The sequence below is a fragment of the Citrobacter sp. Cpo040 genome (assembly GCF_030332915.1).
Lineage (GTDB): Bacteria > Pseudomonadota > Gammaproteobacteria > Enterobacterales > Enterobacteriaceae > Citrobacter > Citrobacter portucalensis.
Genome location: NZ_JAOWGX010000034.1, coordinates 855218 through 873719, shown reverse-complemented (window position 1 = coordinate 873719; position 18502 = coordinate 855218). Strand labels below are relative to the sequence as shown.

At 50.5% G+C, this 18502-nt stretch carries 16 protein-coding genes; 8 read left to right on the top strand and 8 right to left on the bottom strand.

The genetic code is table 11. The annotated features are described in order from the left end of the window. Positions 1–31: 31 nt before the first annotated feature. Positions 32–1183, top strand: coding sequence for a lactaldehyde reductase (gene fucO / locus OGX86_RS08965; RefSeq protein ID WP_048216228.1), 1152 nt, complete (start codon positions 32–34; stop codon positions 1181–1183). 53 nt (positions 1184–1236) lie between these two features. Here the strand turns inward: fucO and OGX86_RS08960 are convergent, their stop codons facing one another. After that, complete coding sequence (locus OGX86_RS08960; protein WP_286639840.1) at positions 1237–1848, bottom strand: GntR family transcriptional regulator; 612 nt, start codon at positions 1846–1848, stop codon at positions 1237–1239. Positions 1849–2377: 529 nt separating this feature from the next. Between OGX86_RS08960 and OGX86_RS08955 the strand changes: the two genes are divergently transcribed. From OGX86_RS08955 to OGX86_RS08940, 4 genes are read left to right on the top strand one after another with little or no spacing between them, the layout of a single operon-like run. Next, positions 2378–3298, top strand: coding sequence for a helix-turn-helix transcriptional regulator (locus OGX86_RS08955; protein ID WP_048216230.1), 921 nt, complete (start codon positions 2378–2380; stop codon positions 3296–3298). Between the two features lie 38 nt (positions 3299–3336). Next, on the top strand, positions 3337–4434 hold the full coding sequence (locus OGX86_RS08950; protein ID WP_048216231.1) for a hypothetical protein: 1098 nt from the start codon (positions 3337–3339) through the stop codon (positions 4432–4434). A gap of 46 nt (positions 4435–4480) precedes the next feature. Beyond that, a complete protein-coding gene (locus tag OGX86_RS08945) occupies positions 4481–6052 on the top strand; it encodes an ATP--cob(I)alamin adenosyltransferase (protein WP_048224062.1) in 1572 nt (523 codons plus the stop codon). Beyond that, positions 6049–6315: a YkgJ family cysteine cluster protein gene (locus tag OGX86_RS08940; RefSeq protein ID WP_048224059.1), complete on the top strand. Its 267-nt coding sequence runs from the start codon at positions 6049–6051 to the stop codon at positions 6313–6315. Before OGX86_RS08945 ends, OGX86_RS08940 begins: the two co-directional genes overlap by 4 nt. A 172-nt stretch (positions 6316–6487) precedes the next feature. Here OGX86_RS08940 and ychF read toward each other — a convergent pair whose 3' ends face one another. Then, positions 6488–7582 carry a redox-regulated ATPase YchF gene (gene ychF / locus OGX86_RS08935; protein WP_003020818.1) on the bottom strand — a complete coding sequence of 365 codons (1095 nt, stop codon included), beginning with the start codon at positions 7580–7582 and terminating at the stop codon, positions 6488–6490. Between the two features lie 115 nt (positions 7583–7697). Further along, the gene (gene pth / locus OGX86_RS08930) at positions 7698–8282 is read right to left on the bottom strand and encodes an aminoacyl-tRNA hydrolase (protein WP_128317244.1); all 585 of its coding nucleotides are present in this window, start codon (positions 8280–8282) and stop codon (positions 7698–7700) included. Positions 8283–8556: 274 nt separating this feature from the next. Between pth and ychH the strand changes: the two genes are divergently transcribed. Next, the gene (gene ychH, locus OGX86_RS08925; protein ID WP_003833480.1) at positions 8557–8838 is read left to right on the top strand and encodes a stress-induced protein YchH; all 282 of its coding nucleotides are present in this window, start codon (positions 8557–8559) and stop codon (positions 8836–8838) included. Positions 8839–8964: 126 nt separating this feature from the next. On the opposite strand, the gene lysC is transcribed toward ychH, so the two are convergent. Further along, complete coding sequence (gene lysC, locus OGX86_RS08920; protein WP_048224056.1) at positions 8965–10326, bottom strand: lysine-sensitive aspartokinase 3; 1362 nt, start codon at positions 10324–10326, stop codon at positions 8965–8967. 608 nt (positions 10327–10934) lie between these two features. On the opposite strand from lysC, the gene OGX86_RS08915 reads away from it, so the two are divergent. Both OGX86_RS08915 and OGX86_RS08910 read left to right on the top strand, forming a co-directional pair. Continuing rightward, positions 10935–12320, top strand: coding sequence for a diaminobutyrate--2-oxoglutarate transaminase (locus OGX86_RS08915; protein ID WP_008784983.1), 1386 nt, complete (start codon positions 10935–10937; stop codon positions 12318–12320). Positions 12321–12335: 15 nt separating this feature from the next. Next, positions 12336–13799 carry a pyridoxal phosphate-dependent decarboxylase family protein gene (locus OGX86_RS08910; protein WP_410741882.1) on the top strand — a complete coding sequence of 488 codons (1464 nt, stop codon included), beginning with the start codon at positions 12336–12338 and terminating at the stop codon, positions 13797–13799. A gap of 97 nt (positions 13800–13896) precedes the next feature. Here OGX86_RS08910 and dauA read toward each other — a convergent pair whose 3' ends face one another. From dauA to lolB, 4 genes are all read right to left on the bottom strand, one after another. Further along, positions 13897–15579 carry a C4-dicarboxylic acid transporter DauA gene (gene dauA / locus OGX86_RS08905; RefSeq protein WP_071692414.1) on the bottom strand — a complete coding sequence of 561 codons (1683 nt, stop codon included), beginning with the start codon at positions 15577–15579 and terminating at the stop codon, positions 13897–13899. Between the two features lie 124 nt (positions 15580–15703). Beyond that, on the bottom strand, positions 15704–16651 hold the full coding sequence (gene prs, locus OGX86_RS08900) for a ribose-phosphate diphosphokinase (RefSeq protein ID WP_001518537.1): 948 nt from the start codon (positions 16649–16651) through the stop codon (positions 15704–15706). 269 nt (positions 16652–16920) lie between these two features. Further along, on the bottom strand, positions 16921–17772 hold the full coding sequence (ispE, locus tag OGX86_RS08895; RefSeq protein WP_008784980.1) for a 4-(cytidine 5'-diphospho)-2-C-methyl-D-erythritol kinase: 852 nt from the start codon (positions 17770–17772) through the stop codon (positions 16921–16923). Continuing rightward, positions 17769–18392 (bottom strand): lipoprotein insertase outer membrane protein LolB, encoded by a 624-nt coding sequence (gene lolB / locus OGX86_RS08890; RefSeq protein WP_003833422.1) that lies wholly within the window; start codon positions 18390–18392, stop codon positions 17769–17771. The genes ispE and lolB overlap by 4 nt, the downstream gene beginning before the upstream one ends. Positions 18393–18502 lie beyond the last annotated feature (110 nt).

The following is an 18502-nucleotide window of genomic DNA, read 5'->3' as shown; positions in this document are numbered from 1 at the left end:
TGTTATACCTCTCTGTTATAAGGTATAGAATATGTCTTATAGAATGATATTAAATGAAACCTCATATTTTGGCGTGGGTTCAATTAACGCTATCGTTGATGAAGTTAAAAAGCGAGGTTTTAAAAAAGCGCTGGTAGTTACTGACCACGATCTTATCCAGTTTAATGTAGCGACCAAGGTACTTGATATTCTTGATAGCGCAGGGTTGCCTTACCAAATTTTTGATAAGGTCATACCTAACCCTACGATTGACGTCGTGCAGCAAGGTGTTGAGGCATTTCGTCAGGCGGGGGCAGATTACCTGGTCGCTATTGGTGGCGGTTCACCGCAGGATACGTGCAAAGCGGTAGGGATAATCATTAACAACCCTGAGTTTGCCGATGTCCGCAGCCTCGAAGGTGGGGCTGACACTAAAAATGCCGCTGTACCGATGATTGCCATTCCAACGACCGCGGGTACGGCAGCTGAGGTGACTATTAACTATGTGATTACCGATGTAGAGAACCGACGTAAGTTCGTTTGCTACGATCCTCATGCTATTCCGGTCGTTGCCATTATTGATGCTGACATGATGGCCAGCATGCCGCCCAGTTTAAAAGCGGCAACCGGTGTTGACGCACTGACTCATGCAATCGAAGGATATATTACGAAAGGGGCATGGGAATTAACCGATACGCTTCATTTAAAGGCGATTGAGATGATAGGGCGTTCGCTACGCGGTTCGATACAGGGAGTCGCCCAGGACGCTGAAGGCATGGCGGTGGGGCAGTATATTGCCGGGATGGGCTTTTCTAATGTCGGATTGGGCCTGGTGCATGGGATGGCCCATCCTCTGGGTGCATTCTATGGTACGCCACACGGCGTCGCCAATGCAGTGCTATTGCCGCATATCATGGCATACAACGCCGAGTTTACAGGAGACAAATATCGCCAAATTGCACAGGCTTTGGGCAATACTCAGGCCATGGTGATGCCGATCGAAGAGGCGCGTCAGGCGGCCGTTGAAGCCGTGGCACAGCTTAACCGCGACGTAAATATTCCCGCCCGACTGCGCGATATCGGCATGAAATATGAAGATATCGATGCTCTGGCAGCCGCGGCAATGGCGGACGTCTGTACAGGTGGAAACCCTCGAGATACTTGTATTGAAGAGATTAAGGCGTTGTACCGACAACTCTACTAATTTTTAACTTTCCACATGACCGGTAGAAATACCGGTCATGTTATATGCATAGCCTATTTAAAGCTGGAGAACAGGCGGTTGTAGGAGTTGTTGACGTGATGGACAATGGCCTCACGGGTTTGTTCTATATCGCGGGCAATAATACCGGCGCAAATTTTCAAATGTTCTTTGGATGAATCAATAATTGAATCATTTTTCATTTTGTCTGAACGCAGCATGCGTAACCGGTCATACATGAAGGTCAGCGTTTTAGTCACAATAGCGTTGTGGCAATCGGATAGCATTTGTTCATGTAGCTCGTTATCAGCTTCGAGTAATAAAGACACATTCGAATCATGAAAACCGACTTCAATTTTATCTTTAATTGTCTGGTAGCGTTGCGGGTCCTGGTTCTCCCATGACAAATTCAATACCATAATTTCAATGTCTTTTCGGATCTGGAAAATATCACGTATTTCACTGAGCGTAATGGGTTTAATGGTTTTCGTTTTATTTTTGGAAGGCTCAATCCAGCCTTCAGTCATCAGGCGAAACAAAGCTTCGCGCAGCGGCGTACGGCTGACATTAAGTTCCTGACATAGCTCATTTTCTGAGATAGCCCCCACCAACTCATTGGCGATGATTTTGGCCTTCAATTGATGATATGTTTTTTCGCTGATGTTCATAGTCTGGCTTTAATGAGGGTCATAATCATGTTTAATGAGATACAAATTAGCCCCTTGTCACTATGAAATCAATGGGTAAGCCCGGTTGTACAACGAATTAGCTCGTGTTTCAACGACTCAGTCAGCAGCACTAACAGCTGCCAGCGCGCCCACATCCTTCTGCAGATGATGTTTTTTTACTCAGCGTGAAGAAACCAAATACCGGCGTTCATACCACGATACTGGCCATCATTAAGAAACTCTCCTGACAATCCACCTTTGCAAACTCAACGTTGAATTTGGCTTAGTGGAAGAGATAGCCGTTAGCCAGTTTGATGAGGATGTATGTAGGTGGTCTTTTGGCCGCCATGTCTCTGGCATTTACTCCTGATGAGGAGCGCTTTTTGTCCCTAAAAATTGTCCAATGCGACTAATGGTCAAATAAATTGTCGATTTCTCTAAAAAAAATGATCAGCGTGCCGATACACTGACAGGATATGTCAGCATTTTATATATAATTCATGTCAGGAAAACAGAAAAGTAGGTGCTTATGGCTGATTCAGCAAGGAGTTGCTCAGCAGAACGTTTAGTCGATATCCTAATAGAGCTGCAAACTTGTGGCGTTGTGAATCGCTATCAGTTGATGAAGAAATTTAATATCACTGAACGAACGGTCTATCGTGATCTTAATATGCTTTCCTCCTTTATTGAGGGGTGTGGTGGAGGAGAGTATCGATTGATACCGATTCGCGCGCAGAATAATAGCGCCTATGCCCTTCATGACCCACTGGCAAAGCTGCTGGACGCCGACGCGGTTTTTCCTGATAGAGATGAGGATTTTTGGCTTAGCTTAGAAAAACGAGCGGTAGAACAGCATGTTAGAGTTCAGTTTGGTCGCCCTGAACATTCAGTCAGAAATGATTTGCGAAAGTATTTTAACTTATTAGAAAAAGCGATTCAGAAAAACAGTGTCTGTCATATTTTATATAAAGACAAAACGCGCACCGTTCACCCTTATAAATTAGTTAACCAGAAAAATATTTGGTATCTGCAGGCGACCGAGGACGGAAAGCTAAAGTCTTTTTCGTTAAGTAAAATTCGGTGGTTGGATATCCGGAAAGAGCATTTTACGGTCGATACACCCACACTGTCATTAATTGATGAGCATCGCGATCCTTGGGTAAGTGAAGAGACGTTTGAGGTGCGGGTGCGTATTAAACACAGCATTGCTGGCTACTTCGCAAGACGAGATTTACTGCCTCAGCAAGAATTAGTGCGTGAAGAGAATGATGGCGTGACTTTGCTTTGCAAGGCAGCACATCAGAATCAAATTATTCCATTAATTCTATTCTGGTTACCGAATATAGAAATTCTGGAACCTGAATGGTTGAAAACAACGGTCATCAACATACTGCATAACTACATCACTGGCGATCGCGACTCTGTTCCTGTTCTGGAATGTGATGCGTAGCGGGTAACAACGACTTATTGCACAGGAGATTTTTATTTATGGCATTACCTTTCATTATTCTGGGCGTCGCGGCAGCGGCAACGGCGTTTGGTGGCAAAAAAGCTTATGATGGCTACCAGAAAAAATCTGAAGCCGACGATGTTTTAGATCGCGCGCAGCGTCGCTTTGATAAGCATAAAGAGAGCTTTGATCTGGCGAATGAAACAACGTCGAAAAAACTGGCCGAGCTGGGTGAAAAAGAACTGAAGATCGGTAAAGATTTCAATGAATTTAAAACGATTGCCGACGATCTGTTGGCGCGTATGGCTAAGGATGGACATAAAGATCTTCGTCTGAAGGTACCGCAGCACAACATCAATAAAATTCAGAGTCTGGCGATTTCCGCCACGGAATACCTGACGACGGTCGTCGGTGCCGGGGTGTCCGGTGCTGCCGCTGGTTTTGCCGTGTACAGCGGCGTGATGGCGTTTGCCGCAGCGTCTACCGGTACGCCGATTGCCGCCCTGTCTGGTGCGGCGGCGTATAACGCCACAATGGCGGCTATTGGCGGCGGTTCTCTGGCCGCAGGCGGCTGGGGAATGGCGGGCGGTGCGATGGTACTTGGCGGCGCGGTAGTGGCTCCGTTGATTGCTATCGCAGGCTGGGCTTACGATAGCCATGCCGAAAAGGCGCTTAACAATGCTTATCAAAGCTCTCGTGAAGTGACAGCTGCGGTGGAAAAAATGAATGCGGCTGAAGCGCAGCTGACGAAGGTGCAGCAGTATGTAAATAGCATTTATGAATCAATAACCCGTATGCATAGCGTCTTTGTTCAACACTACTTTGAACCGCTGAAAGCGATGCATGCCATCATTGTTGAACGTCATGAGAAGAATATAACCACCGAGATTAGTGAGTCGGAAGAGATCATGGCGATTATCGACCATGGTTATGAATTAGCCGCCATCATGACCGACGTGATCACCACGCCGCTGTTCAAGCCGGTGACGCAGGAAAACGGTGAAGCCGTTATCGAAGATGGCGTGATCCAACTGCAGACCGACAGCAACGGTATGAACCTGCTGAACAAAGAGATTCTGGACGAAAAACTGGCGGTTTCTGCTTCTGAGTTTGACGCATTTTCTTCTCGTATTTAATCGACGCGCCGGGCGAATCTGCCCGGCATTGCTATGGGCGAGCACAATGAACACAGCCAGGTTTGACTGGGGTGAAGAGTTACATCAGACGGTGGTTAAGAGTCTGACCACCTCTTTTGGGTTGGATTTTCTCTTGCTGGAGGATAAACACGGCGGCGATGTGAATACCATTCATAACGCTCGCGAGGGAGTGTATGCCACCGATGCCGAGCGTCAACGGTACGAGCAACGTGAAGGGTATGATTCTCATCATTACCATAGCCACGAAAACTACATTGCCACCAACCGGGCGGGAAAAAAGGCGCACGAGGCCGGTAAGTTGACCGATACCTACACCGGTGAGAAATTTGCGGCTAATGATAAAAAGAACCTCGACCATATTATTGCCGCCCATGAAATTCACAACGATCCTGGGCGTATCCTTGCCGAATGCGATGGTGCCGATCTGGCTAATGATTCATCAAATCTGACCTTCACGAATGAGTCGCTGAATAAGGCGAAGAAGGCGAAAACGATGGATGCCTTCGTGCAAACGCTACAAGAACAGCATGCTGTGACCACGCAGGAAATTGCCCGTTTACGCAGCCAACCAACGCTTTCCGAGCAAGAGCAAAAACAGCTGAATAAGCTGGAAAATAAAGCCGCCGCCGATTTTGAACGGATGAAAGAGGCCGACAAAAAGGCGCGGGCAAAATACAACAGTACAATCAATCAGGAATATTATACCAGCAGTAAGTTTGCGAAGAATGTCGCCACCGCCACAATGAACAATGCGTTTCGCATGGGAACGCGGCAGATGTTGGGACTGATTCTGGCAGAGACCTGGTTTGAGTTCCGCGAGCGTATTCCCGTGATGTTTGAGAAGCATCGTCATTCATTCGATGCCGGAGACTTCCTGCAAGATGCGGCGGAGGCATTACGCGCAGTCTGGCAGCGAGTGCAGGGTAAATTCAGCACTTTCCTGACGTCCTTTAAAGACGGTGCCATCGGTGGCGTGCTCTCCAGCATTACGACGACGCTCTTCAATATCTTCTTTACGACTAAGAAGATGATGGTGCGCCTGATTCGTGAGATGTGGAACAATTTGGTACAGGCCTTTAAAGTTATGGTCTTTAACCCTGAAGGCTTAGCGCCGGGGCAGCTCGCTAAAGCGGTAAGCAAGCTGGTGGCTGCGGGTGTGGCCGTGGCTGCTGGTGTGGTGGTTAACGAAGCTTTAGCCAAGATGCTCGTCTTTCCTTTTGGTCCGGAACTGGCCGCTTTCTGCGGTGCGCTGGCGACAGGTATTCTGACGCTGGTAATGAACTACTTCCTGGAACACAGCGCATTGATGAAAAAGGTCTGGGCGTTTCTGGATACGTTTAAAGATAAGTATCAGAAAGCACTAGAGTATTATCAACAGGTGAATGCTGAACTCGATCGTTATCTACTGGAGCTTTCGGCGTTAGAGTTTGCTATTGATACGTCAGCGTTATCGCGTTTCTCGCTGCATCTTAACGCGGTGAACAATGAAATTGAGCGTGGTTTGTTGCTGCGTGCAGAGGTTGAGCGCCGAAATATTGCGCTACCGTTTGAAGCAGGGAATACCCGCTCTGTACGTAGCTGGTTAAGTAAGCTATGACGCTCACGCCCGCGTTTCCCTGTAACCAGTGTGGCGCTTGTTGTCGCCACGTCGATCGCGCCAGTGAAACGCAATTTCTTGATCGCGGTGACGGCATTTGTCGTCACTATCAGATGGAGACAAAGCTGTGCGCGATTTATGAAACACGTCCGCTTATTTGCCAGGTAGAAAAGCAGTATCAGCTTAACTACCAACAGCAATATAGCTGGCAGGAGTTCATTACGCTTAATCGTGAAGCGTGTTTAATTCTGGAGAAACTGTAGGGCGGTGTGCTTCACGAAGGGGTCAGCGTCAATATGTACTCATTTTTGACGGTGCTGTGACGAGATGAGTTGAGATGCTGTGAAAACAAAAATCCACGCAATTGCGTGGATTTTATAGGGTTTTGCGATTTTCATGAGATTCGTTGCAACCTCATGAGACAACACATTTTATTTAGACGTTGAACAGGAAGTTCATGATATCGCCATCTTTGACGATATAGTCCTTACCTTCGGCACGCATTTTCCCAGCTTCTTTCGCACCTTGCTCACCTTTATAGGTGATGAAATCTTCAAACGCGATGGTTTGTGCGCGGATAAAGCCTTTCTCGAAGTCGGTATGGATTTTACCGGCTGCCTGCGGAGCCGTGGCACCGACAGGAATGGTCCATGCACGGACTTCTTTCACGCCAGCGGTGAAGTAGGTCTGCAGGTTCAGCAATTCGTATCCAGCACGGATAACGCGGTTCAGACCCGGCTCTTCCAGACCCATTTCAGCCATGAATTCTTCACGGTCAGCATCATCGAGTTCTGCGATGTCAGCTTCAACGGCTGCGCAAACGGCAACCACAACAGAACCTTCGGCAGCCGCGATTTCGCGCACTTTATCGAGGTACGGGTTATTTTCAAAACCGTCTTCGTTGACGTTGGCGATGTACATTGTTGGCTTCAGCGTCAGGAAGCTCAGGTATTTGATGGCCGCTTTGTCTTCGTCAGTCAGCGTTTTCAGTGCGCGCAGCATGCCAGCGTTTTCCAGCTGTGGCAGGCATTTTTCCAGCGCAGCCAGTTCTGCTTTAGCGTCTTTGTCGCCGCCTTTAGCCTTCTTCTGCACGCGATGGATAGCGCGCTCACAGGTGTCGAGGTCGGACAACGCCAGCTCGGTATTGATAACTTCAATGTCGTCAGCCGGATCCACTTTGTTATTAACGTGGATGATGTTGTCGTTTTCAAAGCAACGCACCACGTGGCCGATAGCTTCGGTTTCACGGATGTTGGTCAGGAACTGGTTACCCAGACCTTCACCTTTGGACGCACCTTTTACCAGACCGGCAATGTCGACGAATTCCATCGTTGTTGGCAGGATACGCTGCGGTTTGACGATTTCAGCCAGCTGATCCAGACGCGGATCGGGCATCGGGACAACACCGGTGTTCGGCTCGATAGTACAGAACGGGAAGTTTGCCGCTTCAATACCCGCTTTTGTGAGCGCGTTGAACAGGGTGGATTTGCCTACGTTTGGCAAACCGACGATACCGCATTTGAATCCCATGTTTAAATCACCTTAATCTTTTGATATTCAACCTGTTATGGAAAACAGATTGTAGAAATGTAAATAACTTTGCCTATTATACACAGCACGCGAGAAAAATGCCCCACATCGCTACTTAATGCGCTTTAAAGGTGTGTAACCGGCTCGTTGCTTTGGTCAGGCCATCTTTGAACAAAATCTCGGTACAACGTACCGCTTCGTCAATTGCTTCATCAATTAACTTCTGTTCTGAAACAGGTGGTTTGCCTAAAACAAATCCGACAACTTTGTTTTTATCGCCCGGATGGCCAATTCCAACGCGTAAACGATGAAAGTTGGGGTTATTACCTAACTTGCTAATGATATCTTTCAGGCCATTATGTCCGCCATGGCCGCCGCCAAGCTTAAATTTGGCAACGCCTGGCGGCAGGTCTAACTCATCGTGTGCGACCAAAATTTCATCGGGGTTGATACGATAAAAACTGGCCATCGCACCGACAGCCTTGCCGCTCAGATTCATAAATGTGGTTGGCACCAGCAGACGGACGTCTTCACCTTCAAGCGTAACTCTGGAGGTGTAGCCGAAGAATTTCGGCTCATCGCGCAGGGGAGCGCGTAATCTTTCTGCCAGCAGATCGACATACCATGCGCCTGCATTATGTCGCGTTGCCGCATACTCTGCGCCGGGGTTCGCCAGGCCGACAATCAATTTAATCGCCACGTGTTTTGTCCTGAGTGTTTCGATAAACGACGTGTAGTTTACTGTCTGACGTTGCTGTTGACAAAAAACTGCGTGCTTATCGCCAAAAGCTGAATAATTGCACAAATGGACTATTAGAAAATGAGTATGTTCAGTAGCTTATTTGTAAAGTTTTGTTGCATGAGTGTTTGTAATTGTGATCGCTCCCGCACTTGCGAACGGCAGTGTTGTCTATACTTTACACATAAGGATTAGGGGTATTCCCTGTAACAACCCAAAGTTCCGGAGGTGACACATGAAACGCAAAAACGCTTCGTTACTCGGTAACGTGCTCATGGCTTTAGGGTTGGTGGTGATGGTGGGTGGTGTTGGTTACTCTATTTTAAACCAACTGCCGCAATTTAATCTGCCACAGTTTTTCGCACATGGTGCCGTGCTCAGTATTTTTGTTGGTGGTGTCCTCTGGTTGGCGGGTGCCAGAGTGGGGGGGCACGAACAAATCAGCGATCGTTACTGGTGGGTGCGCCATTATGACAAACGCTGCCGTCGCGGTGATACCAATCATCGGCATAACTAAATAGCTCTCCCAACTCGGAGTGCAGTTGTTTGAACACAAAGTCCTGGTTTAAAAACCAGGGCTCTGCTTGTTCGTCAGTACTGGGTTAAACGACTTCTACCCTTGGTGGCATACTACAAAGAAGCGTTATTCGAATAACCGATAATGTAACGCTTTGATCGCGCTGTCTGCATTGTCAGCCGGCAACAGGATGCTCAGGTTGTCGTTTGACGCCCCATGGCAAATCATTCGTACCGTATGCTCTTCAAGCCAGGCAAAAACGTCTTTGCAAACTCCCGCAGCCTGTGTGAGTTGATTCCCTACCAAAGTGACCAACGCCAGCCCGGTTTCCACTTCCACCCGACAGTGGGAGGACAATGCGGTAAACAATGCGGTGGTCAACACATGGTCTTCACCTGAGGTTGCATGAGTGGCGTCCAGCGCCAGCGCAATACTATTCTCTGAGGTTGTAACCAAATCCACCGTGACCGCATGGCGAGCTAAAATGGCGAAGGACTGCGCCAGGAAAGAACAGGAAGGTTGTTTCTCCAGACTGTGTAACCGCAAAAGCGTCTGTTTACGACGCACGGCGAGCGCGCGATAGCGAGGTGGATTATCGGTGGTGTTGTGCACCAGCGTACCTCCGGCGGCAGTATCCTTACTTGAGCCAACAAAGACCGGAATGCTTTTACGCATTGCCGGGAGCAGTGTCGCCGGGTGGAGGACCTTCGCACCGTAGGCGGCCATATCGCTGGCCTCGGAAAATGAGATATGGTCGATTCGTTTGGCCCGCGGCGCAATGCGTGGGTCGGTGGTGTAGATCCCTGCGACGTCGGTCCAGATGTCAACGCGTGTGGCGTGAAGCGCCTCACCGAGAAGCGTAGCCGTGTAATCACTACCGCCGCGTCCAAGCGTTGTGGTGTGCCCTGCGGCATCACGCCCGATAAATCCCTGAGTCACCATAATCGCTTGTTCAAGACGAGGGCGCAGGTGAGTCTCCACCTGGTGGTGCAGTGTGCCAAGCTCGGGTTCGGCACAGCCGAAGTTCGAGTTAGTACGCATCACGCTACGGGCGTCAAACCACCCGGCCTCAGCATGCCGTTCACGTAAGACTTCAGTAAACAGTAGCGAGGACATCAGCTCGCCATGGCTGACTAATTCATCGCTTAACGCATCAGACGGCGAAACCATCGCCGTTTGTGCAAGACGACGGATATTGTTTAGAAGATTATCGATTTCCGTGCTGATAACGGACGGCTGCTTCAGGCGGGAAATAATGTTGTATTGGATGGCGCGTAAAGTCTCAATCTTATCTAATTGTTGATGTGTTTCCAGACCTTCAGAAAGCTCAACCAGTAAGTTTGTCACGCCTGCTGAAGCAGACAAAACGACTAAACGGACATCTTGATCAGCAAGGACAATGCTGGCGCTGCGGTTCATCGCATCAAAATCAGCGACGCTGGTGCCGCCAAATTTGGCAACGACGGATGGTGGATAAATGCGAGTCATAACAATCTCATATCAGGGCGCCATAAAAGTATGGCTAGAAAATTTTCATTCTCGGCATAAGGGAACGAAGTTCGCCTTACGAAATGTCCGCCCGCGAACATTTCTGCTGACAACCCAGGGAATACCTGTTGTCGATAACGCGTGTCGCCTGTACGCGTTATCGGGTGCTGCGCATTAATTTTATCTACATAGCCTGCAAATAAGCGCGCCATACTAAGTGATTTATATTGAGGGATCGACTTTTTTATTCGATTTATCGACAAATAAGTGAAAAATCATGTCATCACAAGATATTGCGAGCATCATTAATGGTAAAAACGTGTAAAAAAATAATAAAAACACGAAAATTCCATGGTTTTTATTAGATTGTCTGCGTTGCAATTAGCTACAACATTGTTAATTAAATAGATATATTTCTTTAGGATTTAGTAATGGTAAATGGTTGTTACACTTTGAATTTAAAGGGGAAAGTTGTTATTTTTAATGCCGAAAAATAAATGATTGAGTCCTAAGCTAAAACAACATATATTAGCCGCGCTTTTTTACAGGTAATCCTTATAACCATTTATTCAATCAGGCGTTAATCTACACCTGGTTGTAGGAGTGATATGATGACGGATAAAGTCCGTATTGATACTTTAAGTGCTAATTCATTACCGCAGAGCAATGATACCTTTTTAGCAAGACAGGCTGAGTTTGAATCTAATGTCCGCAGCTATCCACGTAAACTGCCATTAGCGATCGCTAAAGCGCAGGGCGTCTGGATTACTGATGTAGAAAATAATCAATATCTTGATTGCCTGGCAGGTGCCGGAACCCTGGCGCTTGGTCATAACCATCCTGAAGTGCTGCAGAGCATTCAAAGTGTCATCACAAGCGGCTTACCGTTACATACGCTTGACCTTACCACGCCGTTAAAAGATGAATTCTCATCTTATTTACTTTCTTTATTACCGGGTCAGGGCAAAGAATATTGCCTGCAGTTCACCGGTCCGTCCGGCGCAGATGCTGTTGAAGCGGCGCTGAAGCTGGCGAAGAAAGTCACCGGCCGTTCCAGCATCATCAGTTTCTCCGGTGGCTACCACGGGATGACCCACGGCGCGCTGTCCGTGACCGGCAACCTGTCGCCGAAAGAAGCGGTCAGCAACATGATGGCGGAAGTGCAGTTTATGCCGTATCCGCATCAATACCGTTGTCCGCTGGGTATCGGCGGCGACGCTGGCGTTAAAGCATTAACCTACTACTTCGAAAACCTGATCAACGACGTTGAAAGCGGCGTGCGTAAACCGGCTGCCGTGATCCTCGAAGCGGTGCAGGGTGAAGGTGGCGTGAATCCGGCTCCGGTCGAGTGGCTGCAACGCATTCGTAAAGTGACGCAGGAACACGGCATTCTGCTGATCATCGATGAAGTTCAGGCGGGCTTTGCACGTACCGGTAAACTGTTCGCCTTCGAACACGCCGGTATTGAGCCAGATATCATCGTGATGTCCAAAGCGGTTGGCGGCGGTCTGCCACTGGCGGTGCTGGGCATTAAAAAGCAGTTCGATGCGTGGGCTCCGGGCCACCACACTGGTACTTTCCGCGGCAACCAGTTGGCGATGGCGACCGGTCTGACAACGCTGAAGATCCTCAAAGACGACAAGATTGCCGATAAAGTTGCTGCCCAGGGCGAGTGGCTGAAAGGCAAACTGGCTGACCTGCAGAAACGCTACCCGGTTATCGGCCAGGTGCGCGGTCTGGGTCTGATGATCGGCCTGGAAATCGTGAAGCCGAACGAAGCGCAGGATCACATGGGCTGCTACCCGGCCGATGGCGAGCTGTCCGCGTTGCTGCAGAAAAAATGCTTCGAAAATGGGCTGATTCTGGAGCGTGGTGGCCGCAATGGTTGCGTGCTGCGCCTGTTGCCGTCACTGCTGATCACCAACGCTGAGCTGGAAATCTTCCTCGATAAATTCGAAAACGCCCTGCTGGGCGCTGGCGTGAAGCCGGTTTAAACGGAGTTGGATCGAATGTCAGACGTAAATCCGATTCTGTCCGGCTCGGCGCAAAGCATTGCAGCTTATCAGGACGCTATCGAGCAGAGTACGCAAGCGGTCGTTGAATGGTTAAAGCAGCCTGAGATGTATCAGGGTAAAACCGTTGAGCAACTGCGTGAACGTATCAACCTGAGTTTTACGTCTCAGGGCCTGGGCAACCAGGCCGCTATTGAGCGTGCGGTTGAATACTTTCTCAAAGACAGCTTGTTGGTTCACCATGCGCAGTGCGTGGCGCATCTGCACTGCCCGAGCCTGGTGATTAGCCAGGCGGCGGAAGTGCTGATCAACGCCACCAACCAGAGTATGGACTCCTGGGACCAGAGCCCGTCGGCCACCATCATTGAGATCAAGCTGATCGAGTGGTTGCGTGAGCAGGTTGGATACCCGGCAGGCGATGCGGGCGTATTCACCAGCGGCGGTACGCAGAGTAACCTGATGGGCCTGATGCTGGCGCGTGATGCTTTTTTCGCTCGCCAGGGGCACTCCATTCAGCAGGATGGTCTGACCGGTGATCTGAGTAAAATCAAAGTGTTCTGCTCTGAAAGCGCGCACTTCTCCGTGCAGAAGAACATGGCGCTGATGGGGCTGGGCTACCGTTCCGTCACCCAGGTGAAGACCGATGCGTTTTCACGCATGGATCTGGCTGACCTGAAAGACAAGCTGGCCCAGGCGAAAGCCAACGGTGAGCAGGTGATGGCAATCGTCGCCACTGCCGGTACTACCGATGCGGGCGCAATCGATCCGTTAGCGGATATTGCAGCGCTGGCTGCAGAACATCAGATCTGGATGCACGTGGATGCGGCATGGGGCGGGGCGTTACTGCTTTCTGAGAAGTACCGTGACTTCCTGAACGGCCTTGAACTGGCAGATTCCGTGACGCTGGATTTCCACAAGCAGTTCTTCCAGACCATAAGTTGCGGTGCGTTCCTGTTAAAAGATGCGCGCCACTACGAGCTGATGCGTTACCAGGCGGCGTACCTGAACTCTGATTTCGATGAAGAGGCTGGCGTACCAAACTTGGTATCGAAGTCGCTGCAGACCACGCGCCGTTTCGATGCGCTGAAGCTGTGGATGGGCCTCGAAGCGCTGGGCAAAAAGCAGTATGCCGAGATCATTGATAACGGTGTGACGCTGGCGCGTGATGTTGCTGAGTTTGTCAAAACCCAGCCACATCTTGAACTGGTGATGGAGCCGCAGCTGGCAAGCGTGCTGTTCCGCTTCCGCCCGCAAAGTGACGACATGGCGTTTGTCGCGCTGCTGAACCAGCGTATTGGTGACGTTCTGCTGGCTTCTGGTAGCGCCAACGTCGGCGTGACCGAAGCAGATGGTGTCACCTGCCTGAAGCTAACGCTGCTCAATCCGACGGTATGTCTGGAGGATGTTAAAGTCCTGCTGGCAAGCGTGAAGGCAACGGCTGAGCAACTGTTGAACGCGTAAGCAATAAGCTTGTTATAAAAATGGCTCCCAGGTAAGGGAGCCATTTTTTTGTCTGTCATTTGCAATCCGGCGGCGTTTCGCCTGGCCGGGCTACACGTTAGCGGATATCTGCTAGCGCAGCATCTTTATTCGGGAAGAACGTCAGGCGCCCGGCAATCGGCTGAATACCCGCGCGCGCCATGGTTCGTAGCGGCTGGAATTCCAGATTACTGATGCGTAATTCACAACCTTCCGGCAGACGTTTTACAAAGCGCTGGAAAGCGTCCAGACCACCGGCATCCAGTACCGGGACCGCGTCCCACTTCAAGACTACGATGCGTTTACCTTCAATACGCGACTCAAGATCGGTAAATAATCCTTCCGCCGCGGCAAAGAACAGCGGACCAATAACGCGCAGCACCAGCACATCGTCCGGTACGTCTACGTTGACCGGCGCCAGGCGAGTCATGCGCGCAATACGACGCATAAACAGCAGAGAGGCGAGAACGATACCGACGCTGATGGCAATAACCATGTCGAACAGTACCGTCAGCGACATACACATCAGCATGACAATGATGTCGTCTTTCGGTGCATGGCGCAGCAAATCCACCACTTTATGCGCTTCACTCATGTTCCATGCCACCATCAGCAGCAGGGCGGCCATGGCGGAAAGCGGTAACCAGGAAAGCAGCGGTGCAAGTACCAGCAGGGCAAGGATCACCAGAATCGCGTGGATAACCGCAGAGATTGGCGAGGTCGCCCCGGCGCGGACGTTTGCCGCAGAGCGGGCAATTGCCGCTGTGGCGGTGATACCGCCAAAGAACGGTGCCACGATGTTACCCAGCCCCTGGCCAATCAACTCGCTGTTAGCTTTATGCTTGGTGCCGGTCATCCCATCGAGTACGACGGCGCACAGCAGAGATTCAATTGCCCCCAGCATCGCCATCGAGAAGGCTGCCGGTAACAGCGCCTGTAACGAGCTCCAGCTCAGGGTAAAGTTTGATTCCGGCATATTCCACGGCAGGACCAGCTGCGGCAGCAACTGCGGGATACCATTACCCTGTGAGCCGTCAGCCAGAATGTAGTGGAACTGAGAACCAATGGTGGCGACATGGCCGCCGGTCAGGTTCACGATACCCATTACCGCACAGCCTGCCAGCAGTGCGGGAAGGTGACCCGGCAGTCGGATCCCCAGGCGCGGCCAGAAAATCAGGATCCCCAGCGTCACTACGCCAATGGCGGCATCGCCGAAATTGATGGTCGGCAAGGCCATAAACAGCGCACCAACCTTCTGCAGATAGTGCTCCGGGACATGGGCCATCTGCAGGCCAAGAAAATCTTTAATCTGCATGGTACCGATGGTGATACCAATACCCGATGTAAAACCTAACGTTACCGACACGGGGATATATTCGATCAGGCGGCCAAAACGAGCGAGGCCGAAAAGGATCAGGAATATCCCGGACATGAGCGTGGCAACCAGCAGGCCTGCCAGCCCAAACTGTTGCGACACCGGATACAGAATCACCACGAAGGCGGCGGTTGGGCCAGATACGCTAAAGCGCGATCCCCCGGTAAGGGCGATAACAATCCCAGCGACGGCTGAGGTATACAGGCCGTACTGCGGCGCAACGCCACTGCCTATTGCCAGGGCCATTGCCAGCGGAATGGCGATGATCCCAACGGTTATCCCGGCGATCAGGTCACGGGTAAAGCGAGAGGCAGTATATTTTTCTTTCCAACAAGCGTCGATGAGGGCGCGGAAAGGCATCACATGTGAGGAAAATAATCTGTTCACAATAATGTTTCATCCATGAGCGCATCATCTGTCAACTAAATGGCAGGTGAAGGAGGCATAAGTCATACAAATAAGTATTGCAGATAAAAAAACCCGCCGCAGCGGGTTTTTGAGCCGGGCTCGATTAATGCTCGAACATAGCAGAGATGGATTCTTCGTTGCTGATACGACGAATCGCTTCGGCCAGCATACCCGACAGGGTCAATGTACGCACGTTTGGCAGCGCTTTGATTTCGTCAGTCAGTGGAATAGTGTCACAGACAACGACTTCATCAATCACTGAGTTGCGCAGGTTGTTTGCCGCATTACCTGAGAAGATCGGGTGAGTGGCGTACGCAAATACGCGTTTAGCACCACGTTCTTTCAGTGCTTCTGCTGCTTTGCACAGCGTACCGCCGGTATCGATCATGTCATCAACCAGAACACAGTCACGACCTGCAACGTCACCAATAATGTGCATCACCTGAGAAACGTTCGCACGCGGGCGACGTTTGTCGATGATAGCCATGTCGGTATCGTTCAGCAGTTTAGCGATAGCGCGGGCACGCACGACGCCACCGATATCCGGAGAAACCACAATCGGGTTGTCCAGGTTCAGCTGCAGCATGTCTTCTAACAGGATCGGGCTACCGAATACGTTATCAACCGGTACGTCAAAGAAGCCCTGGATCTGTTCAGCATGCAGGTCAACGGTGAGGACGCGGTCAACGCCAACGCTGGACAGGAAATCAGCGACGACTTTAGCGGTAATCGGTACACGAGCGGAACGTACGCGACGATCCTGACGTGCATAGCCGAAGTAAGGAATAACGGCGGTGATACGGCCTGCGGAAGCACGGCGCAGCGCATCAACCATAACGACCAATTCCATCAGGTTGTCGTTAGTAGGGGCACAAGTGGACTGGATGATGAAAATATCACCACCGCGTACATTTTCATTAATTTGTACGCTGACTTCGCCGTCGCTAAAGCGACCTACAGCGGCGTCGCCGAGTGAAGTGTACAGGCGGTTGGCAATACGTTGTGCTAGTTCCGGGGTGGCGTTACCAGCAAAAAGCTTCATATCAGGCACGAGAAGAACCTCAGGCATGCGTCCATTGGTGGAAAGAATCTGCCGAAAACTGTGCGGGCCAGGCAGTATCCTCTCCATGCGGTGTATTAAAGAGCGCGATGCAACGTCTGGAACAGGGTGACGTTGTCACCGCAACTCAGCTTGCCCGGCTTACTCTTTATCTTTCGCGTTTCATTTGCGCTGGCATCAATTCCTCACACCAGTTACATACTGAAGTTGTATGCACCTGGCGATTCGTCATTTCGCCATCTTCCTGAAATCCGAAGGATTTAGAGTAACGCTCTGTGCAATGGGGAGAGGTTGACGCCTTTCGCCACAAAGCCTTTGAGCCATTCCGGGGCTTGCTCAAGCACCTGGCGAGCACGAGACTCAGTGTCAAATTCAGCAAAGACACAAGCCCCTGTACCAGTCAGGCGCGACGGCGCGTATTCTAACAGCCAGGAAAGCGCCGCATCAACCTCGCGAAAACGTTTTCTTGCGATAACCTCGCAATCATTGCCGAATTCACATTTTAGTAACGTTTTTATTGACCTTTTTGGCGTGTTGCGCGGGAGGTCGGGATCGTTAAAAATCACCGGTGTCGGAATACTGACTCCCGGATGAGCAACCAGATACCACTTTTCCTCAGGCTCGACCGGCGTCAGAATTTCGCCAACGCCTTCGGCAAAGGCCGCATGGCCGCGCACGAATACGGGAACATCCGCCCCCAGCGTTAAGCCGAGTGCCGCCAGTTCATCAACCGAAAGTCCGCACTGCCAGAGATGGTTCAACGCCACCAGAACGGTTGCCGCATTAGACGAACCTCCGCCAAGACCGCCGCCCATCGGCAGGCGTTTGTCGATACTGATGTCCGCACCGCTCCCTTTGGGAAGGCAATTGCTTTCAGATGCCGCTTTCATCAGCGAACGTGCCGCACGGACGATCAGATTGTCTTCATGCGCAACGCCTTCCACTGGGGTTAACAGGTGAATTTCGCCGTCGCTACGCGGCGTAATATCTATCGTGTCGCCATAATCAAGAAACTGAAATAAGGTCTGCAGCGTGTGGTAACCGTCCGCACGCTGTCCGGTGATGTATAAAAACAAATTCAGTTTTGCCGGAGAGGGCCAATGGGTCATCATTTCACAATCCAGTTATCCATTTTCAGCTTAATACGCTGGGAGCCGTCGGACAGCTCCATGTTTGCTGGCATCGCTGGCTGGGTTTTGCTGTCGTAGGCGCTATAGACCACTTTCCAGTTTTTACCGTCTTTGCTGTAGTTCACTTCACTCAGACGATATTGGTCGTCGAGCTTATAATCGGTGGCGTCACCTGGCAGTCCAAGGATCCACTGGCGCAGGCTGTTTAATGGGATAGGCATGCCGGTCAGTTTGCCGATCATCTCTTCAGCGTCGTCGGCGGTGTAATGCTTGCCTTTGTTATCGACCAGTTCGACGTTGCCCGGCTGCGCATTAAGTTCCAGTTCAGTGCTGCCCAGAGGGTTGGTCAGCAGGAGACGATAGCGATCCTGACCGGTTTGCTGCCAGAAAAAGCGGGCATACACTTTCTGTTGATCGGAAATATAGGCAAACGCACCACGCGTCTGATACTGGTTCAGGGCGCGAACTTCCTGTTGGTGCTGGCGCCACTGCGGAGAATCGGGGCTTTTACCGGGACCTTTAGGCGCGTTGAGCGTACAGGCAGTAAGAACCAGGGCCGCCAGCGGCAGCAGGCGAATCAGGCGAAAATCAGGCAGGGTCATAATGATGACAAATCCTTGAGATACGTTGCAGTTATAACTCTTAATGCTAGCGCCGCCATCAGACATCGTCTACGTTCAAGTTATCTTAAATCGCTTAAATTTGTGCACTA

Coding starts and splice junctions, on each gene's coding strand:
- fucO (WP_048216228.1), top strand. CDS start 32: ATGTCTTATAGAATGATATTAAATGAAACCTCATATTTTGGCGTGGGT.
- OGX86_RS08960 (WP_286639840.1), bottom strand. CDS start 1,848: ATGAACATCAGCGAAAAAACATATCATCAATTGAAGGCCAAAATCATC.
- OGX86_RS08955 (WP_048216230.1), top strand. CDS start 2,378: ATGGCTGATTCAGCAAGGAGTTGCTCAGCAGAACGTTTAGTCGATATC.
- OGX86_RS08950 (WP_048216231.1), top strand. CDS start 3,337: ATGGCATTACCTTTCATTATTCTGGGCGTCGCGGCAGCGGCAACGGCG.
- OGX86_RS08945 (WP_048224062.1), top strand. CDS start 4,481: ATGAACACAGCCAGGTTTGACTGGGGTGAAGAGTTACATCAGACGGTG.
- OGX86_RS08940 (WP_048224059.1), top strand. CDS start 6,049: ATGACGCTCACGCCCGCGTTTCCCTGTAACCAGTGTGGCGCTTGTTGT.
- ychF (WP_003020818.1), bottom strand. CDS start 7,582: ATGGGATTCAAATGCGGTATCGTCGGTTTGCCAAACGTAGGCAAATCC.
- ychH (WP_003833480.1), top strand. CDS start 8,557: ATGAAACGCAAAAACGCTTCGTTACTCGGTAACGTGCTCATGGCTTTA.
- lysC (WP_048224056.1), bottom strand. CDS start 10,326: ATGACTCGCATTTATCCACCATCCGTCGTTGCCAAATTTGGCGGCACC.
- OGX86_RS08915 (WP_008784983.1), top strand. CDS start 10,935: ATGATGACGGATAAAGTCCGTATTGATACTTTAAGTGCTAATTCATTA.
- OGX86_RS08910 (WP_410741882.1), top strand. CDS start 12,336: ATGTCAGACGTAAATCCGATTCTGTCCGGCTCGGCGCAAAGCATTGCA.
- ispE (WP_008784980.1), bottom strand. CDS start 17,772: ATGATGACCCATTGGCCCTCTCCGGCAAAACTGAATTTGTTTTTATAC.
- lolB (WP_003833422.1), bottom strand. CDS start 18,392: ATGACCCTGCCTGATTTTCGCCTGATTCGCCTGCTGCCGCTGGCGGCC.